This window comes from Nakamurella flavida (genome assembly GCF_030811475.1).
In the GTDB taxonomy this organism is placed as follows: Bacteria; Actinomycetota; Actinomycetes; order Mycobacteriales; family Nakamurellaceae; genus Nakamurella; species Nakamurella flavida.
The window spans coordinates 3,991,316-4,010,469 of record NZ_JAUSQV010000001.1 but is presented as its reverse complement, the minus strand read 5'-3'; the positions used below and the strand labels follow the sequence as shown (position 1 = coordinate 4,010,469).

The window sequence follows — 19,154 nt, the reverse complement described above, 5'->3', positions numbered from 1 at the left end:
GCGGCTGCTCAGGCGCCGGCCAGCGCACGGCTGGCCCGCAGGCGCTCCTGCAGGATCTGCAGCGGCGCCACCCCCACGTCGGACCGGATGACCGCCTCGATGCCCTGGATGGCCGCGGCCGCCCCAGCCACCGTGGTGATGGCCGGGATGTCCGCGGCGACGGCGGCGGTGCGGATCTCGAACCCGTCGACGCGCGGGCCGGACTGTCCGTACGGGGTGTTGATGACCAGCGCGATCTCGCCCGACTTGATCAGGTCGATCACCGTCGGCACCGCGGCGCCGTTCTCGTCGAGGGCGTTCTCGAACGCCTTGCGGACCACCTCGACGTCCATCCCGTTGCGCCGCAACATCTCCGCGGTGCCCTCGGTGGCCACGATGCGGAATCCCAGATCGGCCAGCCGCTTCACCGGGAACACCATGGACCGCTTGTCGGCGTTGGCCACCGAGACGAACACGGTGCCCGACGTCGGCAGCGAGCCGTACGCGGCGGTCTGCGACTTGGCGAAGGCCGGGCCGAACGCGGTGTCGATGCCCATCACCTCCCCGGTGGACCGCATCTCCGGGCCGAGCAGCGAGTCGACCCCGGTTCCGTCGGCCCGCCGGAAGCGGTGGAACGGCAGCACGGCCTCCTTCACCGCGACCGGGGCACCCGGCGGCAGGGCACCGCCGTCCCCGGTGGCCGGCAGCATGCCCTCGGCCCGCAGCTCGGAGATGCTCGCGCCCAGCATGATCCGGGCCGCAGCCTTGGCCAGCGGCACCGCGGTGGCCTTGGACGAGAACGGCACGGTGCGGGACGCGCGCGGGTTGGCCTCCAGCACGTACAGCGTCTGGTCCTTCAGGGCGTACTGGACGTTGAGCAGCCCGCGGACCCGGCCGCCCAGGGCGATGGCCTCGGTGTGCGCGCGCACGGTGTCGATCTCGCTGCGGCCCAGGGTGATCGGCGGCAGCACGCAGGCCGAGTCGCCGGAGTGGATGCCGGCCTCCTCGATGTGCTCCATGACCCCGCCGAGGTAGACCTCGGTGCCGTCGCAGAGCGCGTCGACATCGATCTCCAGAGCGTCGTCGAGGAACTTGTCGACCATCACGGGGCGATCGGCACCGATCTCGGTGGACCGGGAGATGTAGTCGCGCAACGCGTCCCGGTCGTAGACGATCTCCATGCCACGTCCGCCGAGCACATAGGACGGGCGGACGAGCACCGGGAACCCGATGCGTTCGGCGACCACGTCGGCCTCGTCGAAGGACACGGCCATGCCGTACGCCGGCGCGGGCAGGCCGCCCTCGCTCAGCAGGGTGCCGAAGCGGTCGCGGTCCTCGGCGAGGTCGATGGCGTCGGGCTGGGTGCCCAGGATCGGCACCCCGGCCCGTTCGAGGGTGTCGGCCAGCTTGAGCGGGGTCTGCCCGCCCAGGGTCACGATGACGCCGAGCACGGTGCCCGAGGCCCGCTCGGACTCGATGACCTCCAGCACGTCCTCCACGGTGAGCGGCTCGAAGTACAGCCGGTCGGAGGTGTCGTAGTCGGTGGAGACCGTCTCGGGGTTGCAGTTGACCATCACCGTCTCGTACCCGGCGTCGCGCAGGGCGAGCGCCGCGTGCACGCAGGAGTAGTCGAACTCGATGCCCTGGCCGATGCGGTTGGGACCGGAGCCCAGGATGATCACCTTGGGCCGCTCGGTCTGCGGCCTCACCTCGGACTCGGCCGCGGGGTCGGTCTCGTAGGCCGAGTAGTGGTACGGCGTGGTCGCCTCGAACTCCGCGGCGCAGGTGTCCACCGTCTTGAAGACCGGCCGGATCCCGTGCCGGTGGCGGAACTCGCGCACGGCCGCCTCGTCGGCGAGATCCTCCCGCAGGACGGCGATCTGGGCGTCGGAGATGCCGAACCGCTTGGCCCGCCGGAGCAGCGCCGGGGACAGCTCCGCGGCGGTCTGCACGTCCCGGCCGACATCGCGGATGAGCTGGATCTGGTCCAGGAACCACGGGTCGATGCCGGTGGCCGTGTGCACGTGCTCCACGGTGGCCCCGGCGGCCAGGGCGCGCTCGACGCCGTAGATGCGGCCGTCGGTGGGCACGGCGATCTGGGCGAGCAGATCCTCGACCTGCCCCGGCTCGAGCGTGACGTCGACGCGCGATTCACCGGGCCCCGTCCAGAACCCGGTGCGGCTGGTCTCCATGGAGCGCAGCGCCTTGCCGAACGCCTCCGCGAACGACCGGCCGATCGACATCGCCTCGCCGACCGACTTCATCGTGGTGGTCAGCGTGGTGTCGGCGCCGGGGAACTTCTCGAACGCGAAGCGCGGGATCTTCACGACCACGTAGTCCAGCGTGGGCTCGAAGGCCGCCGGGGTGGCCTTGGTGATGTCGTTGGAGATCTCGTCGAGGCGGTAGCCGATGGCCAGCTTGGCGGCGATCTTGGCGATCGGGAAGCCGGTCGCCTTGGAGGCCAGCGCGCTGGACCGGGACACCCGCGGATTCATCTCGATGACGATCATGCGGCCGTCGACGGGGTTGATCGCGAACTGGATGTTGCAGCCACCGGTGGCCACGCCGACCGCGCGCAGGATGTCCAGCCCCACGTCGCGCATCCGCTGGTACTCGCGGTCGGTCAGCGTCATCGCCGGGGCCACGGTGATCGAGTCGCCGGTGTGCACGCCCATCGGGTCGAGGTTCTCGATGGAACAGACGACCACGGCGTTGTCGGCGCTGTCCCGCATGAGCTCGAGCTCGTACTCCTTCCAGCCCAGCACGCTCTCCTCGATCAGCACCTCGTGCACCGGGGACGCGTCCAGACCGGTCCCGGCCAGCCGCTCGAGATCCTCGGCGGTGTAGGCCAGACCGGAGCCCAGGCCGCCCATGGTGAACGACGGCCGGATGACCACGGGCAGGCCGAGCTCGGCCACGGTGGCACGCACCGCGTCCATGTCGTGACACACCGCGGAGCGCGGGACGTCGCCGCCGATGGACCGGACGACGTCCTTGAAGATCTGCCGGTCCTCCCCCCGGTGGATGGCCGGGATGTCGGCGCCGATGAGCTCCACGTCGTACTTGTCCAGGATGCCGCGCTCGGCCAGCGCGATGGCGGTGTTCAGCGCCGTCTGGCCGCCCAGCGTGGCCAGCAGCGCGTCGACCGGGAAGCCCTGCGCGGCCTGGTCGGCGAGCACCTTCTCGACGAACTCCGCGGTGATCGGCTCGATGTAGGTGGCGTCGGCGAACTCCGGGTCGGTCATGATCGTCGCCGGGTTCGAGTTGATCAGCGAGACGCGGATGCCCTCCTCGCGGAGCACGCGGCAGGCCTGGGTGCCCGAGTAGTCGAACTCGCAGGCCTGGCCGATGACGATCGGGCCGGACCCGATGACCAGGACGTGGGCGATGTCGGTACGGCGGGGCATCAGGCACCCTCTCCGGTGGCAGGGGTGATCGTGGACGGGGGGACAGCGGCGGCGGTCTCCCCCGTGGCCGCCGGGCCGGCCGCCATGAGCTCGCAGAACCGCTCGAACAGGTAGCGGGCGTCGTGCGGCCCGGCCGCGGCCTCGGGGTGGAACTGCACCGAGAAGGCCGGCACGTCGAGGCATTCCAGGCCCTCCACGACGCCGTCGTTCAGCGAGCTGAAGGCGACCCGGGCGGCGCCGAACGGCGTCGGGAAGGTGCCGTCCCCGTCGACCCCGACCTCGGGCCGGGCGACGGCGAACCCGTGGTTGTGCGAGCTGACCAGCACCCGCCCGGTGCGGTGGTCGACCACCGGCTGGTTGATGCCGCGATGCCCGAAGGGCAGCTTGAAGGTGTCCATCTCCAGGGCGCGGCCCAGGATCTGGTTGCCGAAGCAGATGCCGAAGAACGGGATCCGCCGCTCGAGCACCTGGCGGGTGAGCGCGACGACGGAGTCCGCGGCGGCCGGGTCGCCCGGGCCGTTGGACAGGAACACCCCGTCCACGTCCAGCGCCTCGATCTGCTCGAGGGTCGTGTCGGCGGGCAGCACGTGCACGGTGATCCCGCGCTCGGCCATCATCCGCGGGGTGTTCGCCTTGATGCCGAGATCCAGCGCAGCCACGGTGAATCGCGACTCCCCCTCCGGCTCGACGACGTAGGCCTGCGTGGTGGTGACGTCACCGGTGAGATCGGCGCCGGTCATCCCCGGGCTGGCCCGGACCTCGGCGAGGAGCTCGTCGACCGGACGCTCGGCGTCCGGACCGGAGAAGATCCCGCAGCGCATCGCCCCGGCGGACCGCAGGTGCCGGGTCAGCGAGCGGGTGTCCACCCCGGCGATGCCGACGATGTCCTGTCGGCGCATCTCGTCGGCCAGCGAACCGCCGGAGCGCCAGTTGGACGGCCGCGGGGACAGATCGCGGATGACCAGGCCGGCCACCCAGATCGCCGCGGACTCGTCGTCCGACGCGGGGAAGTCGGGGGTGACGCCGTCGCTGGAGTGGCTCGCGGCGCCGCCGCCGGCCACCCAGCCGGTGTTGCCGATCTGCGGCGCGGTGGCCACCACGACCTGACGGCGGTAGGACGGATCGGTCATCGTCTCCTGGTAGCCGGTCATCCCGGTGGCGAAGACGGCCTCGCCGAACGTGGTGCCCACGGCGCCGAAGCCCTCGCCGCCGTGCACCCGGCCGTCCTCCAGCACCAGCAGCGCCGGCACGGTTGTGCTCATCGTTCGTCCTCCTGCGATCCGTCTTCGTGGGATGCCCGGGACGGTGCCGCGGTGGGCCCGCCGTCGGGGGTGTCCTGAGGGCCGTGCCCGACCAGCGCGGCCTGCGCCGCGGCCAGCCAGGTGTCCTGCTCGTCGGGGTCGTCGGACCGGAACCCGCTGTCCAGCAGGGCCTCCCCGTTCCGCCAGGTCAGCACGAGCACACCGGCGGGCATGCCCATCACCTTGCCGGCGATGCCCGGCGCGGTGGCCACGGTGGTGATCACGGCCATCGGCAGGAAGATCGGGTCCTCGCCGACCCGGTCGATCAGCACGCCGTCGTCGGCCAGTTCCAGGGATGCCTTGGCCCGGCGACCGAGGCCGTGCACGACGACCCGGTCCTGCCACGAACCTGCGCGGGTGGTGGAGATGTAGACCCCGGCCAACGGAGGGGTGAGCTGGGGCCCGCTCACCGCGGGAACCGTGGGCAGGGCGGGGATGTCGCCCTGTCGCCGGGCGCGATTGCGCCAGCCCCACCACAGCCCGCCGAAGATGAGCAGGACGAGGACGACCAGGGCCAGGGTCAGCAGCACGCGGTCCATCAGGCACCCGCCCCGGCGGGATCGACGAGCACGCCGTCGAGCACGGTGGGTCGGCCGCGGAGCAACGTGGTGACCACCCGGCCGGGCAGCTCCACCCCCTCGAACGGGGTGTTGGCCGACAGGCTGGCGAGCTCGGCGCCGCGCACCGTCCACCGCGCCTCCGGGTCGACGAGCACCAGGTTGGCCGGCTCGCCGACGGCGACCGGCCGTCCCTGGTCGGTCAGCCCGCCGATGCGGGCGGGGTTCTCGGACAGCACCCGGGCCACCCCCCGCCAGTCCAGCGCCCCGGTGTGCACCATCGTCTCGATCACGACGGACAGCGCGGTCTGCAGGCCGAGCATCCCCGGGGACGCGTGGTCCCACTCGCACTCCTTGTCCTGCTGGGCGTGCGGCGCGTGATCGGTCGCGACGATGTCGATCGTGCCGTCGGCGAGGGCCTGCCGGACGGCGGCCACATCGGTGTCCGTGCGCAACGGCGGGTTGACCTTGAACACCGGGTCGTAGCCCTCCGCGCGGGCGTCGGTGAGGATCAGGTGGTGCGGGGTGACCTCCGCGGTCACCGCGGTGCCGCGGGCCTTGGCCGCGGCGAGCACCTGCACGGAACCGGCCGTGGACACATGGCAGACGTGCAGCCGCGATCCGACGTGGTCGGTCAGCAGGCAGTCCCGGGCGATGATCGCCTCCTCGGCGACCGCGGGCCAGCCGGTCATCCCGAGCCGGGCCGACCAGTCGCCCTCGTGCATCTGGGCGCCGACGGTGAGCCGCGGCTCCTGGGCGTGCTGGGCGATGACCCCGTCGAAGCTCTTCACGTACTCCAGTGCGCGCCGCATGAGCAACGCGTCGGAGACGCAGTCGCCGTCGTCGGAGAACACCCGGACCTGCGCGGCGGAGGTGGCCATCGCCGTCAGCTCGGCCAGCCGCTCGCCCTTGCGGCCCACGGTGACGGCGCCGATCGGGTGCACGTCGACCAGGCCGACCGCGGCACCCAGCCGGAACACCTGCTCGACGACGCCCGCGGTGTCGGCCACCGGGTCGGTGTTGGGCATCGCGAACACCGCGGTGTACCCACCGAGAGCGGCTGCGCGCGAACCGGTCTCGACCGTCTCCGCGTCCTCCCGGCCGGGCTCGCGCAGATGGGTGTGCAGATCGACCAGACCGGGCAGCAGCATGAGGCCGGACGCGTCCAGCACGGTGGCGTCGGCGGCGGCGGGGTGGCCCGCCGCCTCGACACCGACGGCGGCGATCAGCCCGTCGGCGACCAGCACGTCGGCCGGCTCCTCGCCGTAGGGGGCGGCGCCGCGGATCAACAGGGCGGGGGTGGTCATCGGCTGGGGCACCTTGCTTCTCGGTCCATCGGGTGTGCGGGTCGGGCGGGCGCGTTCACGCGGCACCCGGGGTGAGTTCGCCGGACAGCAGCAGGTACAGCACGGCCATCCGGACGGTCACCCCGTTGGCGACCTGTTCGACGATCACCGAGTCGACGCCGTCGGCGACCTCGGGGGTGATCTCCATGCCGCGGTTCATCGGCCCCGGGTGCAGCACGATGCCGTGCCCGGCCAGCAGGTCGTGCCGGCGGCGGTCCAGGCCGTACCCGCGGCTGTACTCCCGCGCGGTGGGGAAGAAGGCGCCGGCCATCCGCTCGGCCTGCACCCGCAGCATCATCACCGCGTCCGCTCCGAGCAGCGCGGCGTCCAGGTCGTAGGAGACCTGCACCGGCCAGCTGCCCACGCCCACCGGGAGCAGGGTCGGCGGCGCGACCAGCGTGACCTGGGCGCCCAGGGTGTGCAGCAGCAGCACGTTGGAGCGGGCGACCCGGGAGTGCAGCACGTCACCGACGATGACGATCCGGCGGCCGCGCAGGTCCCCCAGGTGCCGGCGCAGCGTGTACGCGTCGAGCAGGGCCTGGGTCGGGTGCTCGTGGGTGCCGTCCCCGGCGTTGATGACGGCACCGTCCACCCACCCGGACAGCCGCTGCGGGGCACCGGAGGATGAGTGCCGACAGACCACCGCGTCGGCGCCCATGGCCTGCAGGGTCCAGGCGGTGTCCTTCAGCGACTCCCCCTTGGACACCGAGGAGCCCTTGGCGGAGAAGTTGATGACATCGGCCGACAGCCGCTTGGCGGCCAGCTCGAAGGAGATCCGGGTGCGGGTGGAGTCCTCGAAGAACAGGTTGACCACGGTGCGGCCGCGCAGGGTCGGCAGCTTGCGGACCTCGCGTCGCCCGATGGCCTGCTCGATGCGGGCCGCGGTGTCCAGGACGTGCAGCGCGGTGTCCCGGTCCAGATCGGCGGCCGACAACAGATGCGGGGGGACGTGGATGCCGGTGCGGACGGGCCCGTCGACGCCGGGATCGTCACCGACCTGCGCTCCGGCACCTGCGACCGTCCCCGAACGGGTGACGGCGGCGGTCTGCCCCGGAGGAGCCGGAGCGGCCCGGAAGGACGGGGCGTCGACCGACGGGCCGGACGACCTTTCGTGCCCGAATGCCGAGGAGGTCGGATCGTCGGTCACCGTGGGTGCCGTCACGGACCGTGTGCGCATCTCGGCCTCCCGGGCCTCGCGGGGGGTGGGGACGGGGCGGCTCATCGCCGATCACTCCCGGCCGTCGGGCGCGCGGCCCCGCTCACGGGCCCGCCGGCGTCCCGACGGACCAGATCCACGCTGTCCACCCCGTCGGTCTCGACCATGCGGACGGCGACGTCGTCGGTGAAGGCGGTCGGGATGTTCTTGCCCACGTAGTCGGCGCGGATCGGCAACTGCCGGTGGCCCCGATCGACCAGCACGGCGAGCTGGACGATGCGCGGCCGGCCGTGGTCGCGCAGCGCGTCCAGCGCCGCCCGGACCGTCCGGCCGGAGTACAGGACGTCGTCGACGAGGACCACCACCGCGTTGTCGATGCCGTCGTCGGGCAGGCTGGTCTCCTCCAGCGCCCGCGGGGGGTGTCGCCGCAGGTCGTCGCGGTAGAGGGTGATGTCCAAGGACCCGACGGAGATGCGTCCGGCGGAGGGGCCGGCGAAGGTGGCCAGCCGCCCGGCCAGCCGGCGGGCCAGGTGCACACCGCGGGTGGGGATGCCCAGCAGGACGATGTCGTCCTCGCCGTGGCGTTCCAGGATCTGGTGGGCGATGCGGTCGACCGTGCGGGCCAGCGTGACCGGCGACAGGATCTCCGACCGCAGCGCACCGGCCTGGTCACGGGCGGGAAGTGCGGTCGCGGACTGCTCGGTGGGACCGGACTCGGTGGCGCCGTCGTGCGGGGCGGGGACAGCCGACATCTCGGACCTCCTTCCCCGCCTCTCGGGACGGATTTAAAGGATGTCTGGGTTCGGGACCAGACCCTACCCCCGCGTCATGGGACCGATGGTCGACCGTCGGGGCGCGGGCGCCCGGAGGAGGTCCGGGGCGGGTCGGGCAGCCCGCCCGTCGTCGGCGGGCCGCTGCGGCGTGCTGACTCTGCGACACATTCGTCGTCGGCCGGGCCGGGCCGTGATCAACCGATCTCACCCGGTCGGGAAGCCCGTATCCCCCGGGAGCGGGTCGTCCGGTCACTGTTCGACGGAGCGACACCCCGCCGGGTGGCGGCGGGCGCGGCTCGGTGGCCGCTGATTCAACCGAACGGGCCGCGATTCGGTTCGCCACGGAGCCCGATGTCCGACTACTCTGCGTATTACAGCAATGGACGAGTCGGACCGGGTTCCCACCTTGGCGGTCCCGCCTCGACCGAGATCGGGAGTGGGAAATGTCCCAGGACTATGCACATGCGCTCGGCGCCCGGTTGCGCGCCATCCGCGCCCAACAGGGACTGAGCCTGCACGGGGTCGAAGAGAAGTCCGACGGCCGCTGGAAGGCCGTGGTCGTCGGCTCGTACGAGCGCGGCGACCGCGCGGTGACCGTCGCGAAGCTCGCTGAGCTGGCCGAATTCTACGGAGTGCCCGTCGCCGAGCTGCTCCCCGACGCCCGGGCGACCCGCCGCGGCGCTCCCAGCCCGCGGCTGGTCATCGACCTGCAGCGCCTCGGCGAGCTGCCCACCCACCAGGCCGGTCCGCTGGCCCGGTACGCCGCCGCGATCCAGTCGCAGCGCGGTGACTACAACGGCAAGGTGCTGACCATCCGCGCCGAGGACCTGCGGTCACTGGCGGTCATCTACGACATGAGCCCGGAGGATCTCACCGAGCAGCTCGTCCGCTGGGGCGTCCTGCCGGCCGGCACCGAGCTCGACTGACTCCTCGGGGCGCATCCCCCGGATGCCGCCCCGACCCCGTCCGCACGGTCACGACGAACGCCCGGAGCCATCGGCTCCGGGCGTTCGCTGTGTGTCATCGACGTGGGTCGTCCACCGGTTCGGCGACCGGCCGACCGTCAGGACGGCATGGTCAGCGCGGACTGGCCTCGCGCAGCCGACCGGCGATGACCATCAGCTGGCCGAGCACGCCGTTGACGAAGCGCGGCGAGTCGTCGGTGGACAGGGTCTTGGCCAGCTCCACCGCCTCGTCGACGGCCACGGCGGCCGGGACGTCGTCGGAGTAGAGCAACTCCCAGGTGGCCAACCGCAGGATGGCCCGGTCGACGGCCGGCATCCGGTCCAGGGTCCAGCCGTGGGCGTGCTCGCTGATCAGGTCGTCGATGCGGTGCTGGTGGGCGACCACGCCGCGGACCAGTTCCCGGGCGTACTCGGTGAGCTCGGCACCGGGGCTGGGCTGCTCGCCGAGATCCATCCGGTCACCGGCCGGACCCGCACTGCTGCTCAGCGTCGCCCACTCCTGGCGTTCGTCGAGGACGTCGACGGGGTCGATCCCCCGCGCCTCGGCGGCGTACAGGACATCCAGGGCTCGCTTGCGCGACTTCGAACGGGCGGACACGGCAGGTCAGCTGTTGACCCGGCCGAGGTACCGACCGTCGCGGGTGTCGACCTTGATGCGGTCGCCGGTGTTGAGGAACAGCGGCACGGCGATCTCGGCGCCGGTCTCCAGGGTCGCCGGCTTGGTGCCGCCGGTCGACCGGTCGCCCTGCAGGCCGGGGTCGGTGTGCGAGACGACGAGCTCGACGGAGGCGGGCAGCTCGACGTAGAGCACCACGCCCTCGTGCGTGGCCACCATGGCCTGCTGGTTCTCCAGCAGGAAGTTCGCCACGTCGCCGACCACCCGATCGGTCACGCTGATCTGGTCGAAGGTGTCGCCGTCCATGAAGACGAAGTCGGTGCCGTCCTTGTAGAGGAAGGTCATGTCCCGCTTGTCGACGGCGGTGGTCTCCACCTTGACGCCGGCGTTGAACGTCCGGTCGACGACCTTGCCGGACATGACGTTCTTCAGGGTGGTCCGCACGAACGCGGGGCCCTTGCCCGGCTTGACGTGCTGGAACTCGGTGATCGTCCAGAGCTGGCCCTCGATGTTGAGGACGAGCCCGTTCTTGAAATCGCTGGTGGATGCCATGTTGCTCCGCTGATACCTTCCGTCGTCGATCGGGCGTGCTCGCCGGTGGCGTGGACCGGCCGGGGAACGCCCCCGGTGCCGTGGGGATCCCCCGGGCCGGCGTCAGACCTCGATCAGCTCCCGGCTGGTCGTCGTCAGGACCTCGTACCCGTCCGGACGCACCACGCCGCTGTCCTCGATGCGTACACCGCCGCGCCCCGCCAGGTAGACCCCGGGCTCGACGGTCACGCACATCCCGGTGGACATCGTACCGGTGGCGGAGGCCGCCAGGCCCGGTGCCTCGTGGACCTGGAGACCGACACCGTGACCCAGCCCGTGCAGGAAGAACTCGCCCTGCCCGGCATCGACGATGACCGCCCGGGAGACGGCGTCGACGGCGGCCCCGGACACGCCGGGTCGGACGGCCTCCCGCCCGGCCTGCTGGGACCGGGCGACCAGGTCGTAGAGGTCCCGCTGCCAGTCGGCGACCCGGCCCAGGGCCAGGGTGCGGGTCATGTCGGAGTGGTAGCCGTCGATCACCGCGCCGAAGTCCAGGGTGACCAGATCGCCGGCGGCCAGCACGGTGGCGTCCGGGCGGTGGTGCGGGACGGCCCCGTTCGCCCCGGCGGCCACGATGGTCTCGAAGGCCGGGTCGGCGGCGCCCAGCACCCGCATCCGCTGATCCAGGTCCAGGCCCACCTCCCGCTCGGTGCGGCCGGGCCGCAGGCCGCCGGCGGCGATCAGCTCGGCCAACGCGCGGTCGGCGACGGCGCACGCACGCCGGAGCGCGTCGATCTCCCCGTCGTCCTTGACCACCCGCAGCTCCTCGACCAGATCCCGGGTGTCGGTCAGCTCGACGGCGCCGGCCCGGTCGGACAGTGCCTCGACGAGACCGGCGTGCTGGGCCACCGTCACCGCCCCGGCCTCGAACCCGACCCGACCGGAGGCCCGGGCGAGCAGGGCGACATCCACCGGACGATCGATCACCCGCTCGAGGTCGGGGACCTGGGCGGCGGACTGGGTCAGGTAGCGACCGTCGGTGCAGAACACCGTGCCGGTCTCGTCGGTCCCACCCGCACTGCCCGTGCCGCCGGCGGTGATCAGCAGCGCGCCGTTGGATCCGGTGAACCCGGTCAGGTAGCGCAGGTTGATCAGGTCGGTGACCAGCAGCGCGTCCAGGCCCTCCCGGGCCAGGCGGTCGCGGAGGCGGGCACGGCGGGCGGCGGGAGGAGTCACGCGTCCGAATCTAGCCGGGGCGCGCGGCCTCAGAGGTCGATGGACCCGCGGGCCCGACGCCGCCCGGCGAGCACCGAGTACGCCGCGGCCAGCAACGACGGATCCGGCCCGACCAGCCGGCCCGGCCGGGCCAGCCCGTCCAGCACCACGAAGCGCAGCGTGCCCGAGTGGGTCTTCTTGTCCGACCCCATGGTGGTGACCAGCTCGCCCAGCGCATCCGGGTCGTAGGTGGTGGGCAGCCCGAGGGTGTGCAGCACGGTCAGGTGCCGGTCCGCGGTCTCGTCGTCCAGCCGGCCCGCCGCCCGGGACAGCTCTGCGGCGAAGACCATGCCGACGGAGACGGCCGCGCCGTGCCGCCAGCGGTACCGTTCGCGCTTCTCGATGGCGTGGCCGAGAGTGTGCCCGTAGTTGAGGATCTCGCGGAGATCGGATTCCTTCAGATCCTTCGCGACCACGTCGGCCTTGACGGCGACCGACCGGCGGATCAACTCGGCCAGCACCGGGCCGGACGGATCGACGGCCGCGGTGGAGTCGTCCTCGATCAGCCGCAGGATCTCCGGGTCGGCGATGAACCCGCACTTGACCACCTCGGCCAGCCCGGCCACCAACTCGTTGGGCGGCAACGAGTCCAGCACGGCCAGATCGGCGATCACGGCACTGGGCTCGTGGAACGCACCGACCAGGTTCTTGCCGGCCTCGGTGTTGATGCCCGTCTTGCCCCCGACGGCGGCGTCGACCATGCCGAGCAGGGTGGTCGGCACCTGGACGATGCGGACCCCGCGCATCCAGGTGGCCGCGGCGAAACCGGCCAGGTCGGTCACCGACCCGCCGCCGAGGCCGACGACGACCCCACCCCGGTCCAGGCCGATCTGGGCGAAGACGTCCCAGCAGAACTCGAGCACCTGCAGCTTCTTGGCGTCCTCGGCGTCGGGCACCTCGAGCAGGTGGGTGTCCACGCCGGCGTCCTTGAGCGCATCGCGCACCGCCTCGGCGGTGGCCCCGAGCGTCGGCGCGTGGACGAGGGCGGCGACGGCCGGCGGCCGACCCCCGCCGACCACGGCGGCCACCAGCTCGTCCAGCAGACCGCGACCGATGGTGACGTCGTACGGCATCGCCGAGGCGACCGTGACGACCGCCGGCTCCGAGGTCACGGGGATCGGGAGTGCTGCGTCGGGTGTGCTCACCGGTGCTGTCCTTCTGCTGGGGTGGGAGTGGCCGGCAGGGCCACCGCGTCGGCGACGGCGCGAGCCAGGTCGGCGACGGACTCGGTGTCGGTGGCGAACTCCCACCGGGCGACCTCCCGGTAGAGCGGGACGCGATCGGCCAGCAGGGCGCGGTAGGTGGCGCGCGGGTTGACCCCCACCATCAGCGGCCGGTGCGAGGCCAGCCCGACGCGCTGGACACCGGTGGTGGCCGAGACGGAGAGATAGGCGACCGGGTGCCCGGCGAGCCGGGCCCGGGTGCGCGCCGACAGCACGGCGCCGCCGCCCAGGGCCAGCACTCCGGGGTGCTCGGCGAGGGCGTCGGCGACGGCCTGCTCCTCGAGCTCCCGGAACGCCGGTTCACCGCGGCCGGTGAAGATCTCGGCGATGGTGGTGCCGGCGCGGGTCTCGATGTCGGTGTCGGTGTCCCGGAGCGGGGTGCCGGTCAGCCGGGCGAGGGCCGCGCCGACCGAGGACTTCCCGGACCCCGGCGGGCCGACCAGCACCACCAGCGGGCCGGTCGTGACCGGATCGGCCGTGACCGGATCGGCCGTGATCGGGTCGGTCGTGGTCGGGTCGGTGGGGCCCATGTCAGGCGGGTCGGTCGGGGTCGGCCGGCGGATCCTGCGGGCCGGGCGGACCGGCCTGCGGGTCCTCGAACCCGGCCATGCTGTCCTCGTCGTGCAGGATGCCGTCGCCGCGGCGGGCAGCGTCCTGCTGCGGGTGGCCGTCGGGCAGCGGCCCGGGCACCGGCAGGGTGTCGGCGATCGAGGCCAGGTAGGAACCCACGTTGCGCTGCACCTCGACGACCGAGTCACCGCCGAACTTCTCGGCCACGGCGTCCGCGACGACCAGGGCGACCATGGCCTCGGCCACCACGCCCGCGGCGGGCACCGCGCAGACGTCGCTGCGCTGGTGGTTGGCCACGGCGGCCTGGCCGGTGGCCACGTCGATGGTGGCCAGCGCACGCGGCACGGTGGAGATCGGCTTCATGGCCACCCGCACGCGGAGGATCTCGCCGTTGGTCATGCCGCCCTCGATACCGCCGGCGCGGTTGGACCTTCGGGTCACCCCGGGGCCGCGCGGGTCCATCTCGTCGTGGGCGGCCGAGCCGCGGCGGCGGGCGGTGGCGAAGCCGTCACCGACCTCCACGCCCTTCATCGCCTGGATGCCCATCAGGGCCCCGGCCAGCCGGGCGTCGAGCCGGCGATCGCCGTGCACGTAGGAGCCGAGCCCGGGCGGGAGTCCGTAGACCAGGACCTCGACCACGCCGCCCAGCGTGTCCCCGTCGGCCTTGGCCGCCTCGATCTCGGTGACCATCGCCGCGGTGGAGTCCGGGTGCAGGGCGCGCGTCGGGGAGGCGTCGATGGTCTCCCGGTCCGCGGGGCAGGGCAGGGGGCCGTCCACGGCGTCGGCGGCACCGATGGCCACCACGTGCGAGACCACCTCGGCGCCGACGACCTGGCGCAGGTAGCTCTGGGCCACCGCGCCCAGCGCGACCCGGGCCGCGGTCTCCCGAGCGGAGGCCCGCTCGAGCACCGGGCGGGCCTCGTCGAAGCCGTACTTCTGCATGCCGGCCAGATCGGCGTGCCCGGGACGCGGGCGGGTGAGCGGCGCGTTGCGGGCCAGATCGGCCAGGTGGGCGGCGGTCTCCTCGTCGGGAGCGTCCACGCCCATCACCTCGCGCCACTTGGGCCACTCGGTGTTCGCGATCTGGATGGCCACCGGCCCACCCATGCTCAGTCCGTGCCGGACCCCGCCGAGCAGCGAGACCTGGTCGCGCTCGAACTTCATCCGGGCTCCGCGGCCGTACCCGAGGCGGCGGCGGGCCAGCTCGTCGGCGATGGCCTCGGTGCCCACCGTCACTCCGGCGGGCAGACCCTCCAGGACGGCGACGAGAGCGGGCCCATGGGATTCCCCAGCAGTGATCCAGCGCAGCACGTCGCCATCCTCCCACGGTGCCGGACGGGCCCGACCCGCGTCGCGTCGGGCCCGTCCCGGGCGGGCCGCAGCGGCCGTGTCCTAGTGCGCGGCCTGCCAGGCGGCGTAGGCGTCGTGCACGACGCGGATCGCGTCGTCCACGTCATCGGTGACGTGCAGCAGGTCCAGGTCGGGTGCGGAGACGTTGCCCGCACCGGCCACCGACGACCGGATCCACTCCATCAGGCCGCCCCAGTACTCCGATCCGAACAGCACGACCGGGAACTTGGTGACCTTCTTGGTCTGCACCAGGGTGAGCGCCTCGAACAGCTCGTCCAGGGTGCCGAAGCCACCGGGCAGGCAGATGTAGGCCTGCGAGTACTTCACGAACATCGTCTTGCGGGTGAAGAAGTACCGGAAGTTGATACCCAGGTCGACGTAGTGGTTCAGACCCTGCTCGAACGGCAGCTCGATGCCCAGCCCGACGGACAGTCCACCGGCCTCCTTGGCCCCCTTGTTGGCGGCCTCCATGATCCCCGGACCGCCGCCGGTGATGACGGCGAAGCCCTCCTTCGCCAGCGCGGCACCGATCTGCTGGGCCTGCCCGTAGTGCGGGTCCTCGGGCTTGGTCCGGGCACTGCCGAAGACCGACACCGCGCGGGGCAGGCTGGCCAGCGCGCCGAAGCCCTCCACGAACTCGGCCTGGATGCGCAGCACCCGCCACGGGTCTGTGTGCACCCAGTCGCTGGGGCCGCGGGAGTCCAGCAGTCGCTGGTCGGTGGTGCTGGCCTGGTTCCGCTGCTCGCCGCGCAGCACCACGGGGCCGCGGTAGCTCTGCGGGGGCGCGCCCGCCGCGCGGGAGTCGTCGCCGTCGGCACGATCGTCGAATTCGGTCACGGCGCCAGGGTAGTGAGCGGTCCGCCGGGGACGGCCCGGCGCGCGGGGCGGACCGGGAACGAGCGGGTGAACGGACGGAGGCCGTCCGCTCCCGCTCAGGCCAGGAAGCGGCGCAGCACCTGCGTCATCCGCTGGATCTGGGTGCGGGACACGTGCTCCTCGCGGGTGTGGGCCAGGGAGGGGTCGCCGGGGCCGAAGTTGACCGCGGGCACCCCCCGGGCGGCGAACCGGGCGACATCGGTCCAGCCGAACTTGGCCACCGCCTCCCCGCCGGCCGCGGCGACGAACTCGGCCGCGGCCGGGGCGGACAGGCCGGGCAGGGCACCGGCGGCGACGTCCAGCACCCGGACCTCGTTCGCCCGGACGCTCGGATCGAGGGGGCCGTCGTCGCTGAGCAGGCCGGTGATCACCTCGACGGCGGACTGCGCCGACCGATCGGGGGCGAAGCGGAAGTTGACGCGGATCTCGCACTCGTCCGGGATGACGTTGGAGGCGACCCCGCCGGTGATGCCGACCGCGTTCAGCCCCTCCCGGTAGGTGCAGCCGTCGATCTCCACCACGCGTGCGTCGAACGCGGCCAGGGTGTCCAGCACGGCGGCGGCCCGGTGGATCGCGTTGCTCCCCCGCCACGACCGGGCGGCGTGGGCGCGGCGCCCGTGGACGGTGACCGCCATGGACAGCGTGCCCTGGCAGCCGGCCTCGACCTTGCCGTCGGTCGGCTCGCCCAGGACGGCCAGATCCGCGTCCAGCCACTCCGGCAGCTGGGCCTCGATGGCCGTGAGCCCGTTGCGCTCGTGCTCGATCTCCTCGCAGTCGTAGAAGACGAAGGTGAGATCGCGGGCGGGCTCGGCGCCGTCGTCGAACAGGGTGGCGGCCAGGTGCAGCAGCATCGCGTCACCGGACTTCATGTCGGTGGTGCCGCAGCCGTGCAGGATGTCCCCGTCGCGCCGGGAGGGCACGTTGTCGGCGATCGGCACGGTGTCGATGTGACCGGCCAGCATGATCCGGGTCGGCCGACCGAGCTGCGTGCGGGCCAGCACCGAGTTGCCCAGGCGGACCACCTCCAGGTGCGGGAGGGCACGCAGCGCCCGCTCGATCGCATCGGCCAGGGGCTGCTCGGTCCCGGACACCGACGGGATGTCGACCAGGGCCGCGGTGAGATCGGCCGGGTCGGACCGCAGATCCAGGTCGTACCGCTGCGTCGTGACATCCGTTGCCGCCGTACCGGTCCCGCTCGTCCCGCTGTCGCCGGGAACAGGACGGGGCGCGGAGATCTCGGGATCGGTCATGGCGGCACAGTACCGTTGCCGCCGTGCGCGCCGCGGTGATCGTCCCCCTGACCGTGGTCGTCCTGGCGGCCGCCGCAGCCGGCGTCTGGGCGGTCACCGCGCTGGGTTCGGCGGGCGGCCCGGAGTGCCGGGTGCCTGGTGACCCCACGGCCGCCGCCGGGTCCGTGCCCGATGTCGAACTCACCGCGGCCCAGCTGCAGAACGCCTCCACCATCGCCGCGGTGGGCCTGTCCCGCGGCCTGCCCGAGCGGGCCGTGGTCATCGCATTGGCCACCGCCTACCAGGAGTCCAGCCTGCGCAACCGGCCGGACGGCGACCGGGACTCGGTCGGGCTGTTCCAGCAGCGCCCGTCCCAGGGGTGGGGAACGGCGGCCGAGATCATCGACCCCGTCTACTCCGCCGGACGCTTCTACGACGCCCTGGTCGAGGTCGAGGACTGGGACACCGGTGCGCTGACCGTGGTCGCCCAGGCCGTGCAGTACTCCGGCTTCCCCGAGGCGTACGCGCAGTGGGAGCCGCAGGCGACCACGCTGGCCCGCCAGTTCACCGGCGCCGCCCCGCTCGGACCGAGCTGCCGGGACGACGCGGCCGCACCCACCGCGGCGGTGCCCGACCGGCCCGTCGTCCCCGGCGCCGAAGCGGCCGGCACGGCCGCGGCGGATCTCCTGGCCGACGCCGCCGCCGAACGGGGGCCGCTGACCGTGCTGGAGGTCAGCGCCGACGGCCGCACGGTGACCGTGTCGGCGGACGTGCCGGTCGGTGTCGACCCGGGTGGGGTCACCGCCGGGGCGTCGGACACCGCCACGGCCACGGCCCGGTCGCTGGCCGCCTGGGCGGTGGCTCACGCGGTGGGCGCGCCGGTGGTCGAGGTGGTCGCCGCCGGGCAGGGCTGGACGGACGCGGAGTGGTCGGACCGGCCCGGTCCGGACGTGCCCGCGGTGCGGTTGACCGTCGGCTGAGGCGCACCGCCCGCTGACTAGGCTGCTGCCCCATGACGACTCCCGCCGCGCCCGCGTCGACCGCCCCCGGACTGCTCACGGCCGGGGCCACCGCCGTCGGCCTGGCCACCCGCACCGCCGACGGTGTCGTCCTGGACGTCTGGTACCCGCGGCCCGCACTGGCCGAGAGCGCCGACGCACAACCCGATCTCGACGCCGCGGCCCGGCATGACGACCTGCGGGACGTCGACCTGGTCCCGGTGACCACGGTGATCGACTCGCTCGCGCAGCCCCCGGTGGACACCGCCGACGCGTACCTCCGGCTGCACCTGCTCTCCGCGCGGGTGGTCGCGCCGCGGACGATCAACCTGGACGGCATCTTCGCCGTCCTCCCGAACAATGCCTGGACCTCGCTCGGGCCGGTCCCGGCCGACCGCGTCGAGCAGGTGCGCCTCGCCGCCCTGGTGGCCGGGCAGCGGCTGGCCGTGTTCGGGGTCGACAAGTTCCCCCGGATGACCGACTACGTGGTGCCGTCCGGGGTGCGCATCGCGCATGCCGACCGGGTCCGCCTCGGCGCCCACCTGGCCGCCGGGACCACCGTCATGCACGAGGGCTTCTGCAACTTCAACGCCGGGACGATCGGCACCTCGATGGTCGAGGGGCGCATCTCCCAGGGGGTGGTCGTCGGCGACGGCAGCGACATCGGCGGCGGGGCCTCCATCATGGGCACGCTGTCCGGCGGCGGCACGCAGCAGGTCACCATCGGTCGTGGCTGCCTGCTCGGGGCGAACTCCGGGGTCGGCATCTCGCTCGGTGACGACTGCGTCGTCGAGGCCGGGCTCTACCTGACCGCCGGTACCAAGCTGACCCTGCGGGCCGACGGGACGGAACGGGTGGTCAAGGCCCGCGAGCTGTCCGGCACCGCCGGTCTGCTGTTCCGCCGCAATTCCCTCACCGGCGGGGTGGAGGCCGTGCCGCGGTCGGGATCCTGGGGCGGGCTGAACGCCGCCCTGCACACCGGCTGACCGGCCCGGGGACCAC

Annotated in this window: 17 protein-coding genes; 3 read left to right on the top strand and 14 right to left on the bottom strand. The window is 73.0% G+C overall.

The features are described from left to right. Window positions 1-8 precede the first annotated feature (8 nt). The 6 genes from carB to pyrR all read right to left on the bottom strand — a co-directional run bounded on the left by carB (window position 9) and on the right by pyrR (window position 8,498). Window positions 9-3,386, bottom strand: coding sequence for a carbamoyl-phosphate synthase large subunit (gene carB, locus J2S58_RS17755; protein ID WP_205257083.1), 3,378 nt, complete (start codon window positions 3,384-3,386; stop codon window positions 9-11). Further along, the gene (gene carA / locus J2S58_RS17750) at window positions 3,386-4,648 is read right to left on the bottom strand and encodes a glutamine-hydrolyzing carbamoyl-phosphate synthase small subunit (RefSeq protein WP_205257082.1); all 1,263 of its coding nucleotides are present in this window, start codon (window positions 4,646-4,648) and stop codon (window positions 3,386-3,388) included. The genes carB and carA overlap by 1 nt, the downstream gene beginning before the upstream one ends. Then, the gene (locus tag J2S58_RS17745) at window positions 4,645-5,226 is read right to left on the bottom strand and encodes a PH-like domain-containing protein (protein WP_205257081.1); all 582 of its coding nucleotides are present in this window, start codon (window positions 5,224-5,226) and stop codon (window positions 4,645-4,647) included. The genes carA and J2S58_RS17745 overlap by 4 nt, the downstream gene beginning before the upstream one ends. After that, window positions 5,226-6,551 carry a dihydroorotase gene (locus J2S58_RS17740; RefSeq protein WP_205257080.1) on the bottom strand — a complete coding sequence of 442 codons (1,326 nt, stop codon included), beginning with the start codon at window positions 6,549-6,551 and terminating at the stop codon, window positions 5,226-5,228. Before J2S58_RS17740 ends, J2S58_RS17745 begins: the two co-directional genes overlap by 1 nt. Before the next feature lie 55 nt (window positions 6,552-6,606). Next, window positions 6,607-7,545: an aspartate carbamoyltransferase catalytic subunit gene (locus J2S58_RS17735; RefSeq protein WP_205257335.1), complete on the bottom strand. Its 939-nt coding sequence runs from the start codon at window positions 7,543-7,545 to the stop codon at window positions 6,607-6,609. A 263-nt stretch (window positions 7,546-7,808) separates the two neighbouring features. Further along, the gene (gene pyrR, locus J2S58_RS17730; RefSeq protein ID WP_205257079.1) at window positions 7,809-8,498 is read right to left on the bottom strand and encodes a bifunctional pyr operon transcriptional regulator/uracil phosphoribosyltransferase PyrR; all 690 of its coding nucleotides are present in this window, start codon (window positions 8,496-8,498) and stop codon (window positions 7,809-7,811) included. 464 nt (window positions 8,499-8,962) lie between these two features. Here pyrR and bldD point away from each other — a divergent pair, with 464 nt between their 5' ends. Further along, window positions 8,963-9,445 (top strand): transcriptional regulator BldD, encoded by a 483-nt coding sequence (gene bldD, locus J2S58_RS17725; RefSeq protein WP_205257078.1) that lies wholly within the window; start codon window positions 8,963-8,965, stop codon window positions 9,443-9,445. A gap of 151 nt (window positions 9,446-9,596) precedes the next feature. On the opposite strand, the gene nusB is transcribed toward bldD, so the two are convergent. From nusB to dapE, 8 genes are all read right to left on the bottom strand, one after another. Continuing rightward, the gene (gene nusB / locus J2S58_RS17720) at window positions 9,597-10,082 is read right to left on the bottom strand and encodes a transcription antitermination factor NusB (RefSeq protein WP_205257077.1); all 486 of its coding nucleotides are present in this window, start codon (window positions 10,080-10,082) and stop codon (window positions 9,597-9,599) included. 6 nt (window positions 10,083-10,088) lie between these two features. Further along, window positions 10,089-10,652: an elongation factor P gene (efp, locus tag J2S58_RS17715; protein WP_205257076.1), complete on the bottom strand. Its 564-nt coding sequence runs from the start codon at window positions 10,650-10,652 to the stop codon at window positions 10,089-10,091. 102 nt (window positions 10,653-10,754) lie between these two features. Next, window positions 10,755-11,867, bottom strand: coding sequence for a M24 family metallopeptidase (locus J2S58_RS17710; RefSeq protein ID WP_205257075.1), 1,113 nt, complete (start codon window positions 11,865-11,867; stop codon window positions 10,755-10,757). A 29-nt stretch (window positions 11,868-11,896) separates the two neighbouring features. Further along, the gene (aroB, locus tag J2S58_RS17705; protein ID WP_205257334.1) at window positions 11,897-12,979 is read right to left on the bottom strand and encodes a 3-dehydroquinate synthase; all 1,083 of its coding nucleotides are present in this window, start codon (window positions 12,977-12,979) and stop codon (window positions 11,897-11,899) included. A 68-nt stretch (window positions 12,980-13,047) separates the two neighbouring features. Next, entirely contained in the window at window positions 13,048-13,659 is a 612-nt protein-coding gene (locus tag J2S58_RS17700) for a shikimate kinase (protein ID WP_205257074.1), read from the bottom strand. 1 nt (window position 13,660) lies between these two features. Next, a complete protein-coding gene (aroC, locus tag J2S58_RS17695) occupies window positions 13,661-15,007 on the bottom strand; it encodes a chorismate synthase (RefSeq protein ID WP_240189021.1) in 1,347 nt (448 codons plus the stop codon). A gap of 84 nt (window positions 15,008-15,091) precedes the next feature. After that, window positions 15,092-15,808 carry an LOG family protein gene (locus J2S58_RS17690; protein ID WP_344469946.1) on the bottom strand — a complete coding sequence of 239 codons (717 nt, stop codon included), beginning with the start codon at window positions 15,806-15,808 and terminating at the stop codon, window positions 15,092-15,094. Window positions 15,809-15,981: 173 nt separating this feature from the next. Beyond that, window positions 15,982-17,175, bottom strand: coding sequence for a succinyl-diaminopimelate desuccinylase (dapE, locus tag J2S58_RS17685; protein WP_205257071.1), 1,194 nt, complete (start codon window positions 17,173-17,175; stop codon window positions 15,982-15,984). Window positions 17,176-17,198: 23 nt separating this feature from the next. On the opposite strand from dapE, the gene J2S58_RS17680 reads away from it, so the two are divergent. Together J2S58_RS17680 and dapD are read left to right on the top strand one after the other, a co-directional pair. Beyond that, window positions 17,199-18,134: a hypothetical protein gene (locus J2S58_RS17680; RefSeq protein WP_205257070.1), complete on the top strand. Its 936-nt coding sequence runs from the start codon at window positions 17,199-17,201 to the stop codon at window positions 18,132-18,134. A gap of 32 nt (window positions 18,135-18,166) precedes the next feature. Then, window positions 18,167-19,138 (top strand): 2,3,4,5-tetrahydropyridine-2,6-dicarboxylate N-succinyltransferase, encoded by a 972-nt coding sequence (dapD, locus tag J2S58_RS17675; RefSeq protein WP_205257069.1) that lies wholly within the window; start codon window positions 18,167-18,169, stop codon window positions 19,136-19,138. Window positions 19,139-19,154 lie beyond the last annotated feature (16 nt).